The sequence below is a fragment of the Streptomyces sp. NPDC058663 genome, assembly GCF_042716745.1.
Lineage (GTDB): Bacteria > Actinomycetota > Actinomycetes > Streptomycetales > Streptomycetaceae > Streptomyces.
On the sequence record NZ_JBHXRV010000045.1, the window covers coordinates 1 to 18,444 of the forward strand.

Annotated in this window: 13 protein-coding genes; 2 read left to right on the forward strand and 11 right to left on the reverse strand. The window is 72.8% G+C overall.

Annotated features, from left to right (window positions below):
- Window positions 1-331: 331 nt before the first annotated feature.
- Complete coding sequence (locus tag ACFWVV_RS28455) at window positions 332-1,339, reverse strand: stage II sporulation protein M (RefSeq protein ID WP_384355279.1); 1,008 nt, start codon at window positions 1,337-1,339, stop codon at window positions 332-334.
- Between the two features lie 126 nt (window positions 1,340-1,465).
- Here ACFWVV_RS28455 and ACFWVV_RS28460 point away from each other — a divergent pair, with 126 nt between their 5' ends.
- The gene (locus ACFWVV_RS28460; protein ID WP_384355265.1) at window positions 1,466-2,617 is read left to right on the forward strand and encodes an RDD family protein; all 1,152 of its coding nucleotides are present in this window, start codon (window positions 1,466-1,468) and stop codon (window positions 2,615-2,617) included.
- Between the two features lie 9 nt (window positions 2,618-2,626).
- On the opposite strand, the gene ACFWVV_RS28465 is transcribed toward ACFWVV_RS28460, so the two are convergent.
- The 8 genes from ACFWVV_RS28465 to ACFWVV_RS28500 form a co-directional block, all read right to left on the reverse strand.
- A complete protein-coding gene (locus ACFWVV_RS28465) occupies window positions 2,627-3,298 on the reverse strand; it encodes a hypothetical protein (protein WP_384355263.1) in 672 nt (223 codons plus the stop codon).
- A gap of 181 nt (window positions 3,299-3,479) precedes the next feature.
- Window positions 3,480-4,937 (reverse strand): adenosylhomocysteinase, encoded by a 1,458-nt coding sequence (ahcY, locus tag ACFWVV_RS28470; RefSeq protein WP_384355261.1) that lies wholly within the window; start codon window positions 4,935-4,937, stop codon window positions 3,480-3,482.
- 534 nt (window positions 4,938-5,471) lie between these two features.
- Complete coding sequence (locus ACFWVV_RS28475) at window positions 5,472-6,449, reverse strand: cation diffusion facilitator family transporter (RefSeq protein WP_384355259.1); 978 nt, start codon at window positions 6,447-6,449, stop codon at window positions 5,472-5,474.
- A gap of 107 nt (window positions 6,450-6,556) precedes the next feature.
- Window positions 6,557-7,765: a mannose-6-phosphate isomerase, class I gene (manA, locus tag ACFWVV_RS28480; protein ID WP_384355257.1), complete on the reverse strand. Its 1,209-nt coding sequence runs from the start codon at window positions 7,763-7,765 to the stop codon at window positions 6,557-6,559.
- Window positions 7,766-7,914: 149 nt separating this feature from the next.
- Window positions 7,915-9,054 (reverse strand): SIS domain-containing protein, encoded by a 1,140-nt coding sequence (locus tag ACFWVV_RS28485; protein ID WP_384355255.1) that lies wholly within the window; start codon window positions 9,052-9,054, stop codon window positions 7,915-7,917.
- Between the two features lie 214 nt (window positions 9,055-9,268).
- A complete protein-coding gene (locus ACFWVV_RS28490) occupies window positions 9,269-9,451 on the reverse strand; it encodes a Trm112 family protein (protein WP_384355253.1) in 183 nt (60 codons plus the stop codon).
- Window positions 9,452-9,850: 399 nt separating this feature from the next.
- Window positions 9,851-11,215 (reverse strand): phosphomannomutase/phosphoglucomutase, encoded by a 1,365-nt coding sequence (locus ACFWVV_RS28495; RefSeq protein ID WP_384355251.1) that lies wholly within the window; start codon window positions 11,213-11,215, stop codon window positions 9,851-9,853.
- 165 nt (window positions 11,216-11,380) lie between these two features.
- On the reverse strand, window positions 11,381-11,821 hold the full coding sequence (locus tag ACFWVV_RS28500) for a DUF3499 domain-containing protein (RefSeq protein WP_384355249.1): 441 nt from the start codon (window positions 11,819-11,821) through the stop codon (window positions 11,381-11,383).
- 274 nt (window positions 11,822-12,095) lie between these two features.
- Between ACFWVV_RS28500 and ACFWVV_RS28505 the strand changes: the two genes are divergently transcribed.
- Window positions 12,096-12,596, forward strand: a complete 501-nt coding sequence (locus tag ACFWVV_RS28505; RefSeq protein WP_384355247.1) for a metallopeptidase family protein — start codon at window positions 12,096-12,098, stop codon at window positions 12,594-12,596.
- Between the two features lie 190 nt (window positions 12,597-12,786).
- Here the strand turns inward: ACFWVV_RS28505 and ACFWVV_RS28510 are convergent, their stop codons facing one another.
- Window positions 12,787-14,286, reverse strand: a complete 1,500-nt coding sequence (locus tag ACFWVV_RS28510) for a DUF5719 family protein (RefSeq protein ID WP_384355245.1) — start codon at window positions 14,284-14,286, stop codon at window positions 12,787-12,789.
- Window positions 14,283-18,215, reverse strand: a complete 3,933-nt coding sequence (locus ACFWVV_RS28515) for a glycosyltransferase (RefSeq protein ID WP_384355243.1) — start codon at window positions 18,213-18,215, stop codon at window positions 14,283-14,285. The genes ACFWVV_RS28510 and ACFWVV_RS28515 overlap by 4 nt, the downstream gene beginning before the upstream one ends.
- Window positions 18,216-18,444 lie beyond the last annotated feature (229 nt).

Sequence of the window (18,444 nt, forward strand, 5' to 3'; positions counted from 1 at the left end):
GTGTTGTTGCGTTTCCGACTCTATCAGACTGTTTCCAGTGCCGATTTCCTCGGTGCTTTCCAGGTTTTTCGCTTTCGCGTTTTCCCTTTCCGGCGATTCCGACTCTATCAGAAGCATTTTGGCCGAGCTAATCGGCTTCAGTGACTCTGAAAGGGAATCGGGGGGCTCTCAATGGAATTGATATTCCGTGAGAGCGAGGGAGACTCTAGCTTATGGCCGTCGAGCTTGTCCAACTCAAGGCAACCGTTCGAATCTACCTCTCCCTTGGAACCATGTCAATGGTTTTTCGGGGCGAGGAGGAGATTAGCAGGTCAGGAGGGGTTCTCGCACCTCAGGCGGCGGTGGGGAGCTCGGTGTTGCGGTCCGCGAGTTCCACGTCGCCTCGCTCGCCTGCTCGGGCCGCTCGACCGCCGCATACGTAGACGTACAGCAGGAAGGCGGCTTCGGCAGCGACGCCGATGGAGATGCGGGCCCAGGTCGGGAGGCCGGAGGGCGTGACGAAGCCTTCGATGACGCCCGAGACGAACAGGACCAGCGCCAGGCCGATCGCCATGCCCAGGGCCGCTCTGCCTTCTTGTGCCATGGCGGATCTGCGCGTGCGCGGGCCAGGATCGATGAGGGTCCAGCCGAGGCGGAGACCCGTACCGGCGGCGACGAAGACCGCGGTGAGCTCCAGCAGGCCGTGCGGAAGGACCAGGCCGAGGAAGGTGTCGAGGCGGCCGGCGGATGACATCAGACCGACGCCTACGCCGAGGTTGAGCATGTTGAGGAAGAGGATCCAGAGGACCGGGACGCAGAGGAACGCGCCGAGGACCAGGCACATGGCCGCCGCCTGCGCGTTGTTCGTCCAGACCTGGGCGGCGAAGGATGCGGCGGGGTGGCTGGAGTAGTACGCCTCGTACTGGCCGCCGGGGCGGGTCATCTCGCGGAGGGCGGACGGGGCTCCGATCGAGGCCTGGACCTCGGGGTGGGTGGCTATCCACCAGCCGATCACCGCGGCCAGCGCGGTGGAGAGCAGCGCGGTGGGAATCCACCAGCGGCGTGAGAGGTAGACGGCGGCCGGGAATCCCGACGTCAGGAAGCGGGCCGCGTCGCGCCAGGAGGCACGGCGGGTACCGGTGACGAACGAGCGGGCCCGGGCCACGAGCTGGGTGAGCCGGGCCATGAGCGTGGGGTCCGGGGTGGTGGACCTGAGGAGCGAGAGGTGGGTGGACGTGCGCTGGTAGAGGGTGACCAGTTCGTCGATCTCGGCGCCGGTGAGGCGGCGGCCCCGGCCCAGGAGCTGGTCGAGGCGGTCCCACTCGGCGTGGTGGGCGGTCACGAAGACGTCGAGGTCCATGGTCGGCTGCTGCTCCAGGAACTGGGTCCGGGTCCGTCGGGAAGGCACAGCACTGCGCGCGCTGGGGATCAGCTTGGCAGACTGAGGATTTCAGGGGCGGGGAAGGGCTGCGAGAGGTGGGCACCGGTGAGTGAGTTCGTGACGGGCGATGCGGTCGTGCTGGGAGTACGCCCTGCTCGGCTGCCGAGCAGGGCCCTGGCGATTCTGATCGATCTGGCCGTGGTCGGGACCACGTACATGGGAGTCACGTTGGGGCTGGCGCTGGCCACCGCTTCGCTGGACCCCGCCGCGATCGCGGCAGTGATGGTGGCCTCGTTTCTGCTGGTGCTGGTGGGGGTGCCCATCGCGGTGGAGACGCTCACGCGCGGGCGGTCGCTCGGCAAACTGGCCTGCGGGTTGCGGGTGGTGCGGGACGACGGCGGGCCGATCCGGTTTCGGCACGCACTGGTGCGGGGCGCGGTCGGGGTCGTCGAGATCCTGATGACGTTCGGGGTGGTGGCCTGCATGGCTTCGCTGGTTTCCGAACGTGGCCGGCGGATCGGGGACGTCTTCGCCGGGACGCTGGTGGTGCGGGAGCGGGTGTCGACCGGTCGGACTGACGCCGTACCGCCTCCCCCGCCGTGGCTGGTGGGCCGGTTCGGCGGACTGGATCTGTCGCGGGTGCCGGATGCGCTGTGGCTTGCCGTACGGCAGTACCTGACGCGGATGCGGCAGCTGGATCCGCAGGTCGGTGGGGCCGTGGCGGGACGGCTGGCCGGGGATCTGGCCGGCTTCACCGGGGTTCCGGTGCCTCCCGGGGTGCCGGCGGCTGCCTACCTGGCGGCCGTGGTGCAGGAGCGCCGGGCGAGGGATGCCAGGCGGGCGTTCGGGGCCGGGGCGTCGGCTTCGGGACCGGGCCTGGCGCCGGGGCCTGTGCTGGGACCGGATGCGGGACCTGGGCACAGGTCGGTTTCAGGACCCGGGCCGACGCCGGCGCCGTGGCCGACTGGGGATGCGGGGTCGGGTCCGGGGGTGGCGGTCCTGGGTGCTCCGGTCCCGCGTGAAGGAGCTGGTGGGGTGGGCCAGGGTGGCCCAGCCCCGCGTGAAGCATCCGGTGAGGCGGGCTCGCGTGACGGAGCCAGTGGGGCGGGCGTGCCTGACGTAGCTGGAAGTGCGGGAGCGGGAGCTTCGCAGGGCGGGCCGGGTGCCGGGGTGGGCGAGCCTGTGCCCGGGGCGGGGCGGTCCGGTGGTGGAGAGTCGGACGGGGCTCCGGCCACGGGTTTCGCGCCGCCTGGTTAGGTTGGCCGGCTAGGGGCCGGTGTCGCCGGGGGCCGTCGGGTCGAGGGCCGTGGGGTCGGTGGGGTCGGTGGGGAAGACCGACGGTGGGGTTTCCAGGTGTTCGAGTTCGATGCCCGGGGCGGAGAGCACGACGTCGCTGGCGATGTGGATCCGGTGCTGCTCCCCGGTGTCCAGGGCGTTGACCTGGTACTCGTCCACCATCAGGGGGCCGTTGTCAGTGGCGTGTGCTTCGCTTTTCAGCAAGGCCCAGGACTGGTCGAGCGTACGTGGTGCCAGGACCGGGTCGGTGAAGGCGACCAGGCGGACGCGGGTGGCGGGGGAAGCGGGGGTGAGGCGCAGGAGGCGGGCGGTGGCGATGAGGAATGCCGGGGAGGTGCCGGTGAAGGCGTGGGCGCGGACATTGCCTTCGGCGGCGTGCTCGCCGGCCGGGTCGGTACGGACCCAGGTGACGCCGTCGATGGCGGCGCCCCGTACCTGCCAGCTGGAGGCGTGGAGTTCGAGCCGGATGGGCCGGCCGAGTTCGTCGAGGGCCAGGTCGACGGAGCCGGCGTGGTCGCCGGAGGGGGTGGTGGTCTGGGATACGTAGCGCCAGCCGGAGGGGCCTGGTGCGCAGTGGAAGTGTTCTTCGCCGAGAGGGGTGTGGTCGTGGGTGTCGTGGAGCGAATAGCGGCCGCGGGGCATGGGGTCCTCGGGTCTTTCTGGGCCGGGCACGGGGCAGGCCCCCGGAGCGTACTCCGAGGGCCTGTCCGACAGCGGGTGCCCGGGCAGGGTGACGGCCTCAGCGGGCTGTTGCGGTCACCTGGCGCGGGCGGAGCTGTCCGTGGTCCTGTCCACCGCTGTGGGGCGGCGTGACGCCGGTTGCTCAGTAGCGGTAGTGGTCCGGCTTGTACGGGCCCTCGACCTTGACGCCGATGTAGTCGGCCTGCTCCTGGCGGAGGGTGGTGAGCTTGACGCCGAGGGCGTCGAGGTGGAGGCGGGCGACCTTCTCGTCGAGGTGCTTGGGCAGCACGTAGACGTCGGTCGGGTACTCCTCCTGCTTGGTGAACAGCTCGATCTGGGCCAGCGTCTGGTCCGCGAACGAGTTGGACATCACGAAGGACGGGTGCCCGGTCGCGTTGCCCAGGTTCAGGAGACGGCCCTCGGACAGCACGATCAGGACCTTGCCGTCGGGGAACGTCCAGGTGTGGACCTGCGGCTTGACCTCGTCCTTGACGATGCCCTCGACCTTCGCCAGTCCGGCCATGTCGATCTCGTTGTCGAAGTGGCCGATGTTGCCGACGATGGCCTGGTGCTTCATCTTGGCCATGTCGGCGGCCATGATGATGTCCTTGTTGCCCGTCGTGGTGACGAAGATGTCGGCGATGGAGACGACGTCGTCCAGCGTCGCGACCTGGTATCCGTCCATCGCCGCCTGGAGCGCGCAGATCGGGTCGATCTCGGTGATGATCACCCGGGCGCCCTGGCCGCGCAGCGACTCCGCGCAGCCCTTGCCGACGTCGCCGTAACCGAAGACGACCGCGACCTTGCCGCCGATGAGGACGTCGGTGGCGCGGTTGATGCCGTCGATCAGGGAGTGCCGGCAGCCGTACTTGTTGTCGAACTTCGACTTGGTGACGGCGTCGTTCACATTGATGGCCGGGAAGAGCAGCTGGCCGTCACGCATCATCTCGTACAGGCGGTGGACGCCGGTGGTGGTCTCCTCGGTCACGCCGCGGATCTCGGAGGCGAGCTGGGTCCACTTCTGCGGGTTCTCACCGAGGGTGCGGTTGAGGAGCGTGAGGATGTGCGCGTACTCCTCGGAGTCCGCGGTCGACGGGTCCGGAGCGGCGCCCGCCTTCTCGAACTCGACGCCCTTGTGGACGAGGAGGGTGGCGTCGCCACCGTCGTCCAGGATCATGTTCGGGCCGCCGGTGGGGGTGTTCGGCCAGGTCAGCGCCTGCTCCGTGCACCACCAGTACTCCTCCAGCGTCTCGCCCTTCCAGGCGAAGACCGGGACGCCCTGCGGGTTCTCGGGGGTGCCGTCCGGGCCGACCGCGATCGCGGCGGCGGCGTGGTCCTGGGTGGAGTAGATGTTGCAGGAGGCCCAGCGGACGTCGGCGCCGAGGGCGACCAGCGTCTCGATGAGTACGGCCGTCTGGATCGTCATGTGCAGCGACCCGGTGACGCGGGCGCCGGCCAGCGGCTTCGTGGCGGCGTACTCGCGGCGGATCGACATCAGACCGGGCATCTCGTGCTCGGCCAGGGTGATCTCCTTGCGGCCGAAAGCGGCCAGGGAGAGGTCGGCGACCTTGAAGTCTTGGCCGGTGGCGACAGTCGTCATGTAGAGCTGCTCCTCGTGAGGTGGTTCGAGGTGGTTACGGCTGATCTGCGGCGGCGGGCATACGAATGCCCGGGCACTCGCAGCGCAGTCCGTCGGAGGCCCTCTCTCCCTCGGCCGGTCCGCGGACCGCCCGACCGCCATCAGCAGCGACGTCTGGCTAGGTTACGAACCTACACCGATCGGCCCAGCGGCCCCCAGCCCACCCCGGGTGTGATCCTGGCCGGAATTGACGTGGCGGGTAGGGGCAATTCGCCTGCTTCACGACATTGGGCGGCGCAACAGAAGCTGCCGCTCGTGCCCGTGGCGGCGAGATGCCGCTGGTCGGGTGCGGGGCGTGCGCCCGCCCCGGCGGTGGCAGCCGGGGCTGGAAATCTTCTGCCCCGGCGGGCGCCGGGCCGGGCGTGCCGGGGCCACTCCCGCTTAGTCGCGCGCTTCGCGCGTTTCGGCGCGGGGAGAAGAGCGCGCGGAAGGCCCCCGCCGGGTGGGCGGGGGCCTTCGGTCGCGGGAGGGCGCGCGGGGTGCTGGGGCCGTGGGTCAGTGGGCGGGCTCGGTGGGCGGGCCGCCGGGGGTGCGTCCCGGGTTCCCGCCCGAGGCCGCTGCCGCCTCACTGAAGATGTCCGGCTCCAGGTAGATGACGCGGGCGATCGGGACCGCGGCGCGGATGCGGTCCTCGGCCGCGTTGATCGCGGCGGCGATCTCGGTGGCCGTGTCGTCGTGCGAGACGGCGATCTTGGCAGCGACGAGGAGTTCCTCGGGGCCGAGGTGGAGCGTGCGCATGTGGATGACGCGGGTGACGGTGTCGCCGTCGACGACCGCGGCCCGGATCTTCTCGACTTCGTCCGTGCCGGCGGCCTCGCCGAGCAGGAGGGACTTCGTCTCTGCCGCGAGGACGATCGCGATGATGATCAGCAGGATGCCGATGCAGAGGGTGCCGATGCCGTCCCAGACGCCGTTGCCGGTGACCAGGGCCAGGCTGACGCCGACGAGGGCGAGGATCAGGCCGACCAGCGCGCCGAGGTCCTCAAGAAGGACGACGGGCAGCTCCGGGGCCTTCGAGCGGCGGATGAAGTCCTTCCAGGACTGGTTGCCGCGCGTGAGGTTGGACTCTTTGATCGCCGTACGGAAGGAGAAACTCTCGGCGATGATCGCGAAGACCAGGACGCCGACCGGCCAGTACCAGGCCTCGATCTCGTGCGGGTCGTGGATCTTCTCGTAGCCCTCGTAGATGGCGAACATGCCACCGACGGTGAAGAGCACGATGGAGACGAGGAAGGCGTAGATGTAACGCTCGCGGCCGTAGCCGAAGGGGTGCTGCGGAGTGGCTTCGCGCTTCGCCTTCTTGCCGCCGAGCAGCAGCAGGCCCTGGTTGCCCGAGTCTGCGAGCGAGTGGACGCTCTCGGCGAGCATCGAGGACGAGCCACTGAAGAGGTAGGCGACGAACTTGGCCACGGCAATCGCGAGGTTGGCGGCGAGTGCCGCCACGATCGCCTTTGTTCCGCCTGACGCGCTCATGGGTGCAGGGTTCCTTCCTGAGGTGTCCTGGGTGCTGCGGCCCGAGCGCCGCGGGGTACGGCCGCACATTGTTGCAGCTTGGCGCGGCGGCGGAGACCCGTGGTGCGTCAGACCACCACGGTGGCGCGGAAAACGGTGCCCGGACCGGACAGTTCGGTGTTTTCTCCCGCCGGTACGAAGACGGACTGCCCGGGTGCGAGAGAGAGTTCACCTGCCCCGGGAGTGCCGTCCGTACACAGCAGGATCTGCGGGGCTCCGGCCGGGAGGTCCACCGGAGCGGCGCCCTCCGGCAGGACGTACCGGGAGAGGCGGAACTCGTCGGTGGGCGTCTCGTAGCGCTCCTCGCCCCGCGCGGACGCCTCGGGGCGGAGGATGCCGGGGTCCCGCGCCTCGAAGCGGACGACGCGCAGGAGTTCGGGGACGTCGACGTGCTTGGGGGTGAGTCCGCAGCGGAGCACGTTGTCGGAGTTCGCCATGATCTCCACGCCAAGGCCGTCGAGGTAGGCGTGCGGGACGCCGGCGCCGAGGAACAGCGCTTCGCCGGGCTGGAGCCGGACGTGGTTGAGGAGGATCGCGGCGAGGACACCGGGGTCGCCCGGGTAGTGGTGGGCGAGGGAGGCGTACATCGCGTACGCGGCCGCCGCGGCGGGCGGGGTGCCGGGAGCGGCGGCAAGGCGGTCCGCCGCGGCGGCGGTCGCGGTGACGGTGGCGGCCATCTCTTCGGGGCCGGCACTCAGTACGGCGGTGAGTACCTCGCGGAGTGCCGCTTCCTCGGGGTGGGCGCGCAGCAGATCGGCGTACGGCTTGAGGGAGTCGACGCCGAGGGATTCGAGGACTTCGGCCGCTTCGGCGGGAACCCGGAAGCCGCACAGTCCGTTGAACTCGGTGAGCGCGCAGATCAGTTCGGGCTTGTGGTTGGCGTCCTTGTAGTTGCGGTACGGGGCGTCCGCCGGGACCTGGCGTCGTTCCTCGTCGGCGTACCCCTCCTGCGCCTGGGCGAGGTTCGGGTGGACCTGGAGCGAGAGCGGTGCTCCGGCGGCGAGCACCTTCAGGAGGAACGGCAGCCGCGGGCCGAACTTCTGTACCGCTGCCGGGCCGAGCTCCGCTGCGGGGTCGGCGGCGATGACGTCGGAGAGCGCCTGGGGCTCCGGGGGCCGGCCGGGCTGTGCGCGGGTGAGGCGGGAGGGTGCGCCGGGGTGGGCGCCCATCCAGAGTTCGGCCTGCGGTTCACCCGTGGGCTCGGTGCCGAGGAGTTCCGGGATGGCGGTCACGGAACCCCAGGCGTAGGGGCGCACGGTGTTGGAGAGGCGGTCCATGGTGGCTCTTTCCGATCCGGGGCCGTGGGGTGCCGGGGAGGCGGCGCGGGACGGCCGGGGCAGTACGAGTCAGTCGCAGGAGGTGTGAGGCGCAGGAGGTGTCAGTCGCAGGAGGTGTGAGGCGCAGGAGGTGTCAGTCGCAGGAGGTGTCAGTCGGAAGGAAGTGCGGAGGAGGCGAGGGACAGATAGGCGGCCGTGAAGTCGGTGAGGGCGAGGAGTTCGGCGAGGCTTTCCAGCTCGCTGCCCTCCGCGGGTTCGAGTTCACTGAGGGCCGTGTCGTTGCCCAGGGCCAGTTCGCGGGCCGCGGGGGCCGCGGAGAGTCCGCCGGTGGGGCGGTCGCGCAGCAGGACCACCCGGGCGCGCAGGGCCTGCGGGTCGTCCACCCGGTCGCGGAAGAAGTCGTCCGAATCGGCTCCGGCGGCGTGGGAGCCGACCAGGAGCATGCCGTGGGCGGGCAGGGCCTCGGGCAGTTCGGCGGCGAGGGCCGGGCAGCCGGCGAGCTCTGCCAGCACGGCGGCGAACCGGCGGCCCGCCGGGCCCGCGACGGTGCCTTCCGTCCAGACCAGCGGGAGTGAGCCGGCCAGTTCGGCGGCGAGGGTCTTGGCCGGGTTGCTGTACGTCACCACGGCGGGGCCGCAGCGTTCGGCGGTCTGGTCGAGGCGGTCGGCCACGAGCTGGAGGCTGTCCGGCGGCGCGGTGACGAGGCCCACGCGGTCGAGGAGGACCAGGAGCGGGGTGAGCAGTGCCCAGAGGGCGCCGGGCCCTGCGGTGGTGCCCTGGTCGTACTCCTCGTACGGGGCGGTGGCCATGGGCACGACCATGCCGTGCCCGCCGTTGACGGACTCGCTGAGCGGGGAGCGCTGCGGGGCGACCGCGACGACGGTGCAGCCGCGGCGGTAGGCCTGTTCTGCGAGGACGGCGAGGCCGGGCTCGGCCCCGTCCGTCGTCACGATCAGGAGCAGGTCGACCGAGCCGGCCCAGCCGGGCAGTGTCCAGCGCAGGGCGCCCGCGGCGGAGGCCACGCCGGTCGGGCGCAGGCGGGTCACCGGGCAGGCGGCACCGGCGAGGGTGCCCAGCAGGTCGGCGACTCCTGTGGCGGCGGCGCCCGGGCCCGCGATCAGTACGGCACGGGGGCGGCCCTCCGGCTTGAGCGCGGAGAGGCCGGCCTCGGTGGCGTGCCGGACGGCGGTTCGTACCCGGGCCCCTGCGTCGGCTGCGCCGCGCAGGAGTCCGCGGTGGTCGGCACGGGCCAGTGCTTCCGGAGCATCGAGGAGCGACTCGTCGAGCATGGGGTGAAGCCTCCGATCGCGTTGCGCGGGTGGGGTGCGGTGCGCGGATGGGACTTGCGGGGTGGGGTCGCCGGAGGCCGGCTGGCGGGGGGCCCTGGGTGGGGCTGCCTTGGGTGGGTGCCCTGGGTGGGGTGCCCTGAGGTGGGGCTGCCCTGGGGGGTACCCGGAGGTGGGTTGGCCGGAGGTGGGTTGGCCGGAGGTGGGTTGGCCGGGGTCAGGCGGGGCGGCGGGCTTCGTCGACGAGGAGGACCGGGATGCCGTCGCGTACGGGGTATGCCAGGCCGCAGTCCTTGCTGGTGCAGGCCAGTTCCGGCGTGGGGGCTGCCGTTTCGTCCGCGAGGGGGGCGTGGCAGGCCGGGCAGGCGAGGATCTCCAGGAGGCCGGCTTCGAGGGGCATGAGGGGTCCTTCGCGGGTCGGGGTGGGGTGTGGTGGCTTGGGCTGGGGGTTGGACCAGGTCAGGGTACCGCTGGGGTGGGGTGGTGGGGGTGTGGGTTGGGGGGTCGGGGCGGCGGTGCGGTGCGGGGGTATGGGGTGTAGGTGGGGCGGGGTCGGAGCGTTGCGGGTCCGCCGGGGTGGGCGGGACCGGGGTGTTCGGCTCCGCCGGGGGCCGCCCCCTTGCCCGCCCGTTCCGCCCCCGGGGGGCGGCCCCGCCGCCCAAGGGGGCTGGGGGGTAAGGGTGCGGGCGGCCCCGGCACCCAAAGGGGCTCGGAGGTAAGGGTGCGGGCGGCCCCGCCGCCCAAGGGGGCTGGGGGCAAAGGGGGGCGGGCGGTTCCGGCGCCCGGGGGGTGGTGAGGGTCAGGGGTGGAGGAGGGTGAGGACTTCGGTGCGGATTTTTTGCATGGTGGGTTCGTCGCGGGCTTCCACGTTGAGCCGCAGGAGGGGCTCCGTGTTCGACGGGCGGAGGTTGAACCACCAGTCGGCGGACGTGATGGTCAGCCCGTCGAGGTGGTCGACGGTGACGCCGTCCAGGGACGCGTACGCGGCGGAGACCCTGGCCGTGCTGGCCGCCTGGTCGGCGACGGTCGAGTTGATCTCGCCGGAGCCTGCGTAGCGGTCGTACGAGGAGACCAGCGTGGAGAGGGTGCCCTGCTGGCCGCCCAGGGCCGCCAGGACGTGGAGAGCGGCGAGCATGCCGGTGTCCGCGTTCCAGAAGTCCTTGAAGTAGTAGTGCGCGGAGTGCTCGCCGCCGAAGATCGCGCCCGAGTTCGCCATCTCCTGCTTGATGAAGGAGTGGCCGACCCGGGTGCGGACGGGGGTGCCGCCGTGTTCGCGGACGACCTCGGGGACCGACCAGGAGGTGATCAGGTTGTGGATGACCGTGCCGCTGCCGCCGTTGCGGGCCAGTTCGCGGGCGGCGACCAGGGCCGTGATGGCGGACGGCGAGACGCCCTGTCCGCGTTCGTCCACGACGAAGCAGCGGTCGGCGTCGCCGTCGAAGGCGAGCCCGAGGTCCGCGCCCTCGGCCAGTACGCGGGCCTGGAGGTCGACGATGTTCTTCGGGTCGAGCGGGTTGGCCTCGTGGTTCGGGAAGGTGCCGTCCAGCTCGAAGTACATCGGCACCAGGGTGAGCGGCAGCGACTCGAAGACGGTGGGGACCGTGTGGCCGCCCATGCCGTTGCCCGCGTCGACGACGACCTTCAGGGGGCGGATCGAGGAGAGGTCGACGAGGGAGAGCAGGTGGGCCGCGTAGTCGGTCAACGTGTCGCGCCGCGTGACGGTTCCCGGCGTGGCGGCCGGGGCGGGGGCGCCGGTCTCCGACCACTTCTCGACCAGGGTGCGGATCTCGACGAGGCCGGTGTCCTGGCCGATCGGGGCCGCGCCCGCACGGCACATCTTGATGCCGTTGTACTGGGCCGGGTTGTGCGAGGCGGTGAACATGGCGCCGGGGAGGTCCAGCGCGCCCGACGCGTAGTAGAGCTGGTCCGTCGAGCAGAGGCCGATCTCGGTGACGTCCGCGCCGAGGGCCGCGGCACCACGGGCGAAGGCGCGGCTGAGCCCCGGCGAAGAGGGGCGCATGTCGTGACCGACGGCGATCGCGTCGGCGCCCGTGACCCGTACGAAGGCGGCTCCGAACAGCTCCGCGAGGGACTCGTCCCACTGGTCGGGTACCACTCCACGGACGTCGTACGCCTTGACGATCTGCGACAGATCAGCAGCCACGGCCACCCCTCCTGAAAGTCCTGTTGGGCCCTTCAAACTACCCGTACGGGGGTTCTTCGGACCCTGCGGACCGTACGCAGGTGGGTGGAGCCTGTCGCTGCCGGACTGCGGGAGGTGCGCTGCCGGTGCGCGGGGCGCCCGCCGCGGGGGGCCGGGGCGGCGTCGTTACTCGGGCGAGCGGAGCACCCGCAGGTGTCCGCGGCGGGCGGTGGAGGCGGGATTGCCCGTGCGCCCGCCGGTGGGGCCGGGGGTGTCGGGGCCGGCCGTTGCGTCGTGCGGCCTGGCGGCCTCGCGCACGGCGTTGGCGAGGGCTTCGAGGTCGTCGCCGCTGGGGCGGGCCGGGGCGGAGCCGTCGGTGAGGCGGACCACGTCCCAGCCACGGGGGGCGGTCAGCCGATCCGAGTGCTCGGCGCACAGGTCGTAGCAGTGGGGCTCGGCGTAGGTGGCGAGCGGACCGAGGACTGCGGTCGAGTCCGCGTAGACGTACGTCAGTGTCGCGACAGCAGGGCGGCCGCACGCGGTGCGCGAACAGCGACGTACAGGGCTCACGACGTTGGACGGTACCGCACTCTTGAACGGGCCGCGACGACTCGCCCCCGACGTCACCCCTCCGTGTCGCCCCTCGACCGGTTACGCGGCCGCCCCCGGAGGGACCGGTCCGACCTGCGGGGAGGCGCGGGCGGGCGCGGCCACGCCCTGGGCACCCTGGTCACGAAGGGCGACAAAACGAGCAACTTGCGCAGGCGCGAGGGTCGTTAACGATGCGATATTGAGCCCCGACTTGGCTGAAAAGATCATTCGGCGACAGGTGGCCGAAGGGCGGAGGGCCCTGGCGGGAGCGGGTTCGTCGCGCTCCCGGGAGGGCTACGCTGCGTCAGTGATGGACAGTTCCGGACCGCACCGATCCCCCGGCCCGCCCCCCGCGGGCCCCCAGCCCGCCGACCAGCCCCAGGCGGGCCCCCGGCCGCGCAGGCGTGACCGCCACGGCCGCGGCATGCGCGGCCCGGTGGCTCCGCCCCAGGTGCCGCTCTCGGCCAGCAGGGCGGAGATGTTCGGCGATCTCGTACAGGACTCCGTCGAACGGCTGGAGCGGCGCTGGCCGCAGTTGGCGGAGGTCGATTTCGTGGTGCTCGACGTGCCCCGAACGAAGGGGCCCGACGAGGCCGACGAGTGGTCGGACGAGCCGGTGCCGCTCGGTGGGGTGATCGCGTCCGACGAGGGCCACCCCGCGCGCGTGGTGGTCTACCGGCGTCCCGTGGAGATCCGTACCAAGAGCCGCGACGAGCGGGCGCTGCTGGTGCACGAGATCGTGGTGGAGCAGGTCGCGGAGCTGCTCGGGCTGGCCCCCGAGTCGGTCGATCCGCGGTACGGGCAGGACTAGCACGCCGTAACGCCGGGCGCACCGTCACGGCCGGGCCAAGGCCCCGTCACGGCAGGACGAGGGCCCTGTCACCACCGGACCGGGTCCCTCACGACAGGACGAGTGCCGCATGTCGGCGAGCGCTGCATCCCGGCGAGCGCCGCGGGAAGCGCCCCCACGCACGCGTGAGGGCACTTCCGCACTGTGTGCCTCAGTCGTCCAGGACCGACAGGTCGCTCTGGGCGCGGGGCACGACGACCGTTCCCTTGTCGTCGGGCAGCGTCTGGATGGTGAACATCGGGATGCGGCCCTGCTGGAACTGGAGCATCCGTGACGCGTGCACGGGCCCTCCCGACACCGTCTCGACGGTCAGGGCGTAACTCCCCTTGAGGCCGGTGGGCACGGGAGCCGTCACCGACTGTGTCGTGCCCGCCTTGACCTGGTACGTCTTGACGACGCTCGCACCGCCACCGCTGCCCGGCGACGCGGTCACCTTCACCTCGCCCGCCGCGCCCGGCGCGGTCAGTGAGAGGACCGCGCCCTGGGCGCGGTTGTCCGCCGCGGTGGAGCGCGCGCCCACCGGGGCGGCCGCCGGGACGAAGGCGATCTCCTGGTCGGCGTTCTTGCCGCGCGCGATGCGCACCGCGGCGACCACGGGGGCGCCCTTGCCGCCCTGGGACGGGCTGAGCACCAGGGCGCCGGCCTCGCCCTGGCTGACGTCCCGCAGGTCGACGGAGGTGGTCATGCCGGACTTGACGTGCACCGACTCCGCTCCGGAGGGGGTGAGCGAACCGTTGGCGCCGGCCAGCTTCACCTTCAGGTCCGCGTCGTCGTCGCCGGTGGCGAACAGCACCAGCCGCACGTTCGTCGCGTCGGCCGGGATGCCCGGGATCACCACGCTGCCCGAGGGGTCCGCAGAGGCGGCCAGCCAGTCGCTGCCCGACTTGTCCTCCATGGCCTGCACGGCGGCGGCGACCCGGCCCGAGCGCGTGGTGACGTGCACGGTCGCGTCGGCCACGCGGGTGGCCGAGAGGGTGGACAGCAGCACCGGAACGCTGGCGTGCGGCGGAATGGTGATGTTCTCCCCCGCGTCGGACTTCAGGAGTCCCTGCGGGCCGTACAGCCGGACGTCGGCGACGGCGGCGGAGTCGTCGGGGTTGGTGAGGTGGACGTAGTCCTGGCGCGCCGTGGCGGTGCTCGCCCCGGGGAACCAGAAGTCGGTGTCCGGCGCGGAGCAGCTCAGCCCGAGCACTCCGCGGGCTCCTCCGGCGGAGACCTTGGTGGTCTGCTGTGCGGCCCAGCCGGGCGCGAGCGCACCGTCGGCGGTGCCGACGAGGGCCGGGGACTCGGCGCCGTCCGCGGTGGCCGTGACGGGCTTCCCCGGCTCCGTGAGGGAGACGACCGGCTTCCCGGCTGCGATGCCGGCGGGCAGCAGCTGGGCCCGGCCGGGCTTCGCACCGTCCTGGCCACCGGTCCCGCCGCCCTCGGTCTTCGGCGTGAACGAGGTGTACGTCGTCTCCGCGAGGTCCGAGGTGCTGGGCGCGGGGCACAGCAGGCTGGAACGTTCCACGGGCTGCCGGGCGGCCCGGGCGCCGGCCGTCGCGGTGCCGGCCGCGCCGGTCCCGGCATCCGGCGTCGTGAGGACGGCGAAACCGGTGACGGCGGCGAGTGCGGTGGCGGCCGCGAGCAGGGAGAGGGCGGGGCGGTTCATCGGTTGTTGCTCCCGTCGGGGCGCGGCCTGCCGGTTTCCTGGTCGTACTCGGGCTGCCGCGCGGGGTCGTGGGCGGGGCGCGCGGGGGCGTGGCCCGGCTGCTGCGGCCACTCGGAGGCGTGACCCGGCTGTCCTTGCGGTGCGGAGTCGTCACCCGGCTGTGCGGGCTGTCCGTCGTAGCCGCCCGTCGGGTAGGGGACGTAGGCCTGCCGGCCCTGCGCGGGGCCCTGCGGCTGGGCGGTGTAGCCGTAGGGGTCGTACTGGCCTTCGCCGTAGCCCTGCTGCTCGCCGTAGGACTGTCCGGTGCCGTGGCCCGCCGGCTGCTCGCCGTACGGCCGACCGTAGTCCTGACTGTCGTGCTCCTGCCGGCCGTAGTCCTGCCGGTCGTACTCCGGTTGCCCGTACTCCTGCCGGTCGTACTCCTGCCGCCCCTGCTCCCGCTGTCCGTACTCCGCTTCCGCGTCAGCTCCCGCGTAGGCGGTGGCGTTGGCGTTGGCGGTGCCGTCCCATTCTCCGTACGACGCCTGCGGGGGCACCGCCGCGTACGTGTTCTGGCGGTCGTCCGTCTCCCGGGGGTACTCGGCCTCGAAGCCGGGAGACGGGTACGGGGCGGCGTAGGGGTCGGCGACCGGGGCCGCGGGCTCCTGCTGCTCGGCCTGCGCCTCGGCGGCCGCGCGCAGCCTGCGCGCCCTGCGGCCCTCGCCCTCCATCGCCTCGGCGGGGAAGTCCGGCGCGGCCTGCTCGGGCAGGTCGTCGTCGATCTGCCGGCGACGGCCGGGCAGCGCGAGGATCACCAGGAGGACGGCGAGCGCGCCCTGGACCCAGAGCCAGGCGGTGCGGGCGACCGGGGCCTCGTAGGTCAGGTCCAGCTTGCCGCCGCCCGCGGGCAGGTCGAAGCCCTGCGCCCAGCCGTCGACGGTCTTCTTCGTGAGTTCGCGGCCGTCGAGCACGGCCTTCCAGCCCGGTGCGGCGGCGTCCGCGAGGCGCAGTACGCGGCCCTCCCCGCCCTCGGGAACGGTGGTGTGCGCCTCGATTGCCTGGGAGGCGACGGGCACCGCTTCGGCGCCCTCCCCCCGCGGCACGACCATCAGCCGGGCGACCTGGCGGTCGACCCGCCACAGGGAGCTGCCGTCGAGCTGGCTGAGCCTGCTGAGGCCGGGCGTGGAGTCGAGGACCCGGCTCATCTCGCGCGGTGCGTCGCTGCGCGCGAGGACGTAGCGGACGGCGAATCCGCCGAGCTGGCCTGCCTGGTCGGCGCCGGAGCCCGCCACCAGGTTGGAGACGATGCGGTCGAGCTGGGGGGTGTCCCCGGCCGCCGCGGTCAGTTCGGCGTCGCCGAGCCGTCCGCCGGAGCCCCGTACCAGCGAGTACGAGACGCGGTCGGCCGCGCTGCCGCCGAGGACCAGGGTGCGGGGCTGGTCGCGGGTGGCGCTCTCCTCGGCGACGAAGGCGGGTACCTGGACCGGGTCGCGCCGGTCCAGCGGCCCGCTGGCGCCGGTGATCACCCAGCCGACGGCGGCCAGTGCCGGACCGACGGCCGCCGCGAAGGCGATGAGTACGGCGACCGGCTGGCGCCAGCCGAAGCTCTGCGCGGCGACCCGCTCGCGCGCGCCGTCCGCGCCCAGCACGGTGGCGGCGATCAGCGCGAGGCCGTAGACGAGCGTCGCGGGCCCGGCCCAGCCGTCCCGGTTGGTCACCACGGCGAGGACGAGGGCGAGCAGGGCGACGACCCAGGCGGCACGGATGGCGAACTGCCGCTCACCGCGCAGCAGGGCGGCCAGGGCGGCCAGGACGATGCCGATGAGCAGCAGGCCGCCGGCCGTCCTGGGGCCGCCGGGGCTGATGCCCAGCAGGTCGAGCGCGGTGGCCGAGCCCGCCCCGAAGGGCAGCCCCGCCTCGCGCAGCAGCGCCGCCGGGTCGGTCAGCAGGGACAGCGACCAGGGCGCGAGCACCAGCAGCGGGGTGCCGACGGCCGCGGCGAAGCGCAGGGCGTACGGCACCAGGTCGCCGCGCCGCAGCACCAGGACGCCGAGGCCGAGCAGTACGGCGAGCGGCCACACGACGGGGGTGAAGGCCGTCGCGACGCTCAGCAGCAGGGCGTACGACCACACCGAGCGCCAGCTGGAGCGGGCGCCGCCCGTGCCGCGCGCACCGCTCGCGGAGACCGCGCAGCGCGCGATCAGGGGCAGCAGCACGGCGAGCACGGCGGTGCCGATGCGCCCGCCCGCCAGCGCGCCGGTGACGGCGGGCAGGAAGGCGTAGGCGACGGACGCCCAGGCGCGCAGCAGCCGGGACTCGACCAGCGGGCGGGAGGCGAAGTACGCGCTCAGCCCGGCCAGCGGTACGGAGCAGACCAGCAGCACGGTGAGGGCGGCGTTGGTGGAGCCGAGGAGCAGGGTGGCGAGGCCGGCGAGCAGGGCGAGGTAGGGCGGGGCGGTCTGGGTGCCGCCGATGCCGGTGGGGTGCCAGGCGTGGGCGAAGCGTGCCCACAGCTCGGATGCCGCTTCGGGGGCCGGCAGGAGTGCGCCGCCCGCGAGGGAGCCGCTGCCGAGGAGGCCGCGGCAGGCGATCAGGGAGGCGACGAGCAGCAGCGCGAAGAGGACCGGGCCCGGCTTGCGGGCGACCTTCTTGACCCGGGCGAACTGCTCGACCTCCAGGAAGTCCGCGTCGTCGCCGCCGGGGCCGCTCTCGACGGCGCCGTGGCGGGAGCCGCCGGAGTCGGCGTCGGTGCTGCCGCCGAAGGAGCCGGCGACCTGTTCGACGGTGGCGCGCAGGGTGGCGCCGGGCGGCGGGAACAGCGGGCGCAGTTCGCTCGCCTCGACGGTGCCCCTGCCGCGTGCCTTGCGGGCGGCCAGGACCCGTCCGGGCCGCAGCAGTACGCCCATCAGTCCGGTGACCTCGTCGACCGCCTGCCCGGGCACCTTGCCGACGAGGTAGGCGAGGGTGCGCAGGACGGTGCCGACGACGAGCCGCAGCAGCACGTAGGGCAGTACCGCGCCCCGCGCGTTGGCGAGCATCGTGTAGACGGCGCCCGCCTTGTCGACGCGGTGCGGGTTGGCGACGCTGCGCCCGGCGCAGTCGACGGTGCGGCGCTCGCGGGCGGCGGCCTCCGCGTGCCGCAGGACGGCGTCGGGGGCCACCAGGACGTGATGTCCTGCCGCGTGCGCGCGCCAGCAGAGGTCGACGTCGTCGCGCATCAGCGGCAGCCGCCGGTCGAAGCCGCCGAGCTGTTCCCAGACGTCGCGGCGGATCAGCATGCCGGCGCTGGAGACGGAGAGTACGGAGCGGACCTGGTCGTGCTGGCCCTGGTCCTGTTCGCGGCGGTCGAGGCCGGTCCAGCGGCGTCCGCTGTTGGCGATGGAGACGCCGACTTCGAGGAGCTGCTTCCTGTCGTACCAGCCGCGGAGTTTGGGGCCGACGATCGCGGCGTACTGGTCGGAGTCGGCGACGCGGAGCAGTTCGGCGAGGGCGTCGGGGGCGGGCGCGCTGTCGTCGTGCAGCAGCCACAGCCACTGGACGGGCTCGCCGTGCGGCAGGTCGGGCAGGTCGTAGGCGTCGTCGCGCCACTGCCTGCTGACGGGGTCCCAGCCGCTGGGCTTCTTCAGGTACGGGAGCTCTTCGGGGGTGAGGACCCCTGCCGTACGGACGGCTTCCTCGACGGCGGTGCCGAAGCCGGTACGGCGGGCGAGGTGCAGGACCCGTTCGTCGCCCAGGGCCTCGGTGACGAGGCGGGCGGAGTCGTCGGCGCTGCCGGTGTCGGCGGCGACGGCGTTCTGCACGGGGCGTTCCTGGCCGAGCAGCCCCTGCAGTACGTCGGGCAGCCAGCGCGCACCGTCGTGGGAGACGAGTACGGCGGTGACGACGTGCCGGGGGAACTCGGGCGGGGTGGCGGCGGCCGCGTACGGGGCCGTTGATTGGCTGACGGACATCGACGTACGGGCCCTCCGGCCTGGGTCCGGGGGTCGCCCCCCGGAAGGCTGGTGTTGCTGACTGCGGCGCACGCGCGTGCCCTTGGGGGCGTCGGATGCGATCGCTGGACAGCGGCCCACACTAACGGCTGCACCTGCGGACGGTCCGCCGCCTGCGGGGAAGGGGCAGGCGGCGGACCGTCACTTGTGTACAACCTTGTGCTGTTTTGCTGGGGTGGTGGCCCGAGCT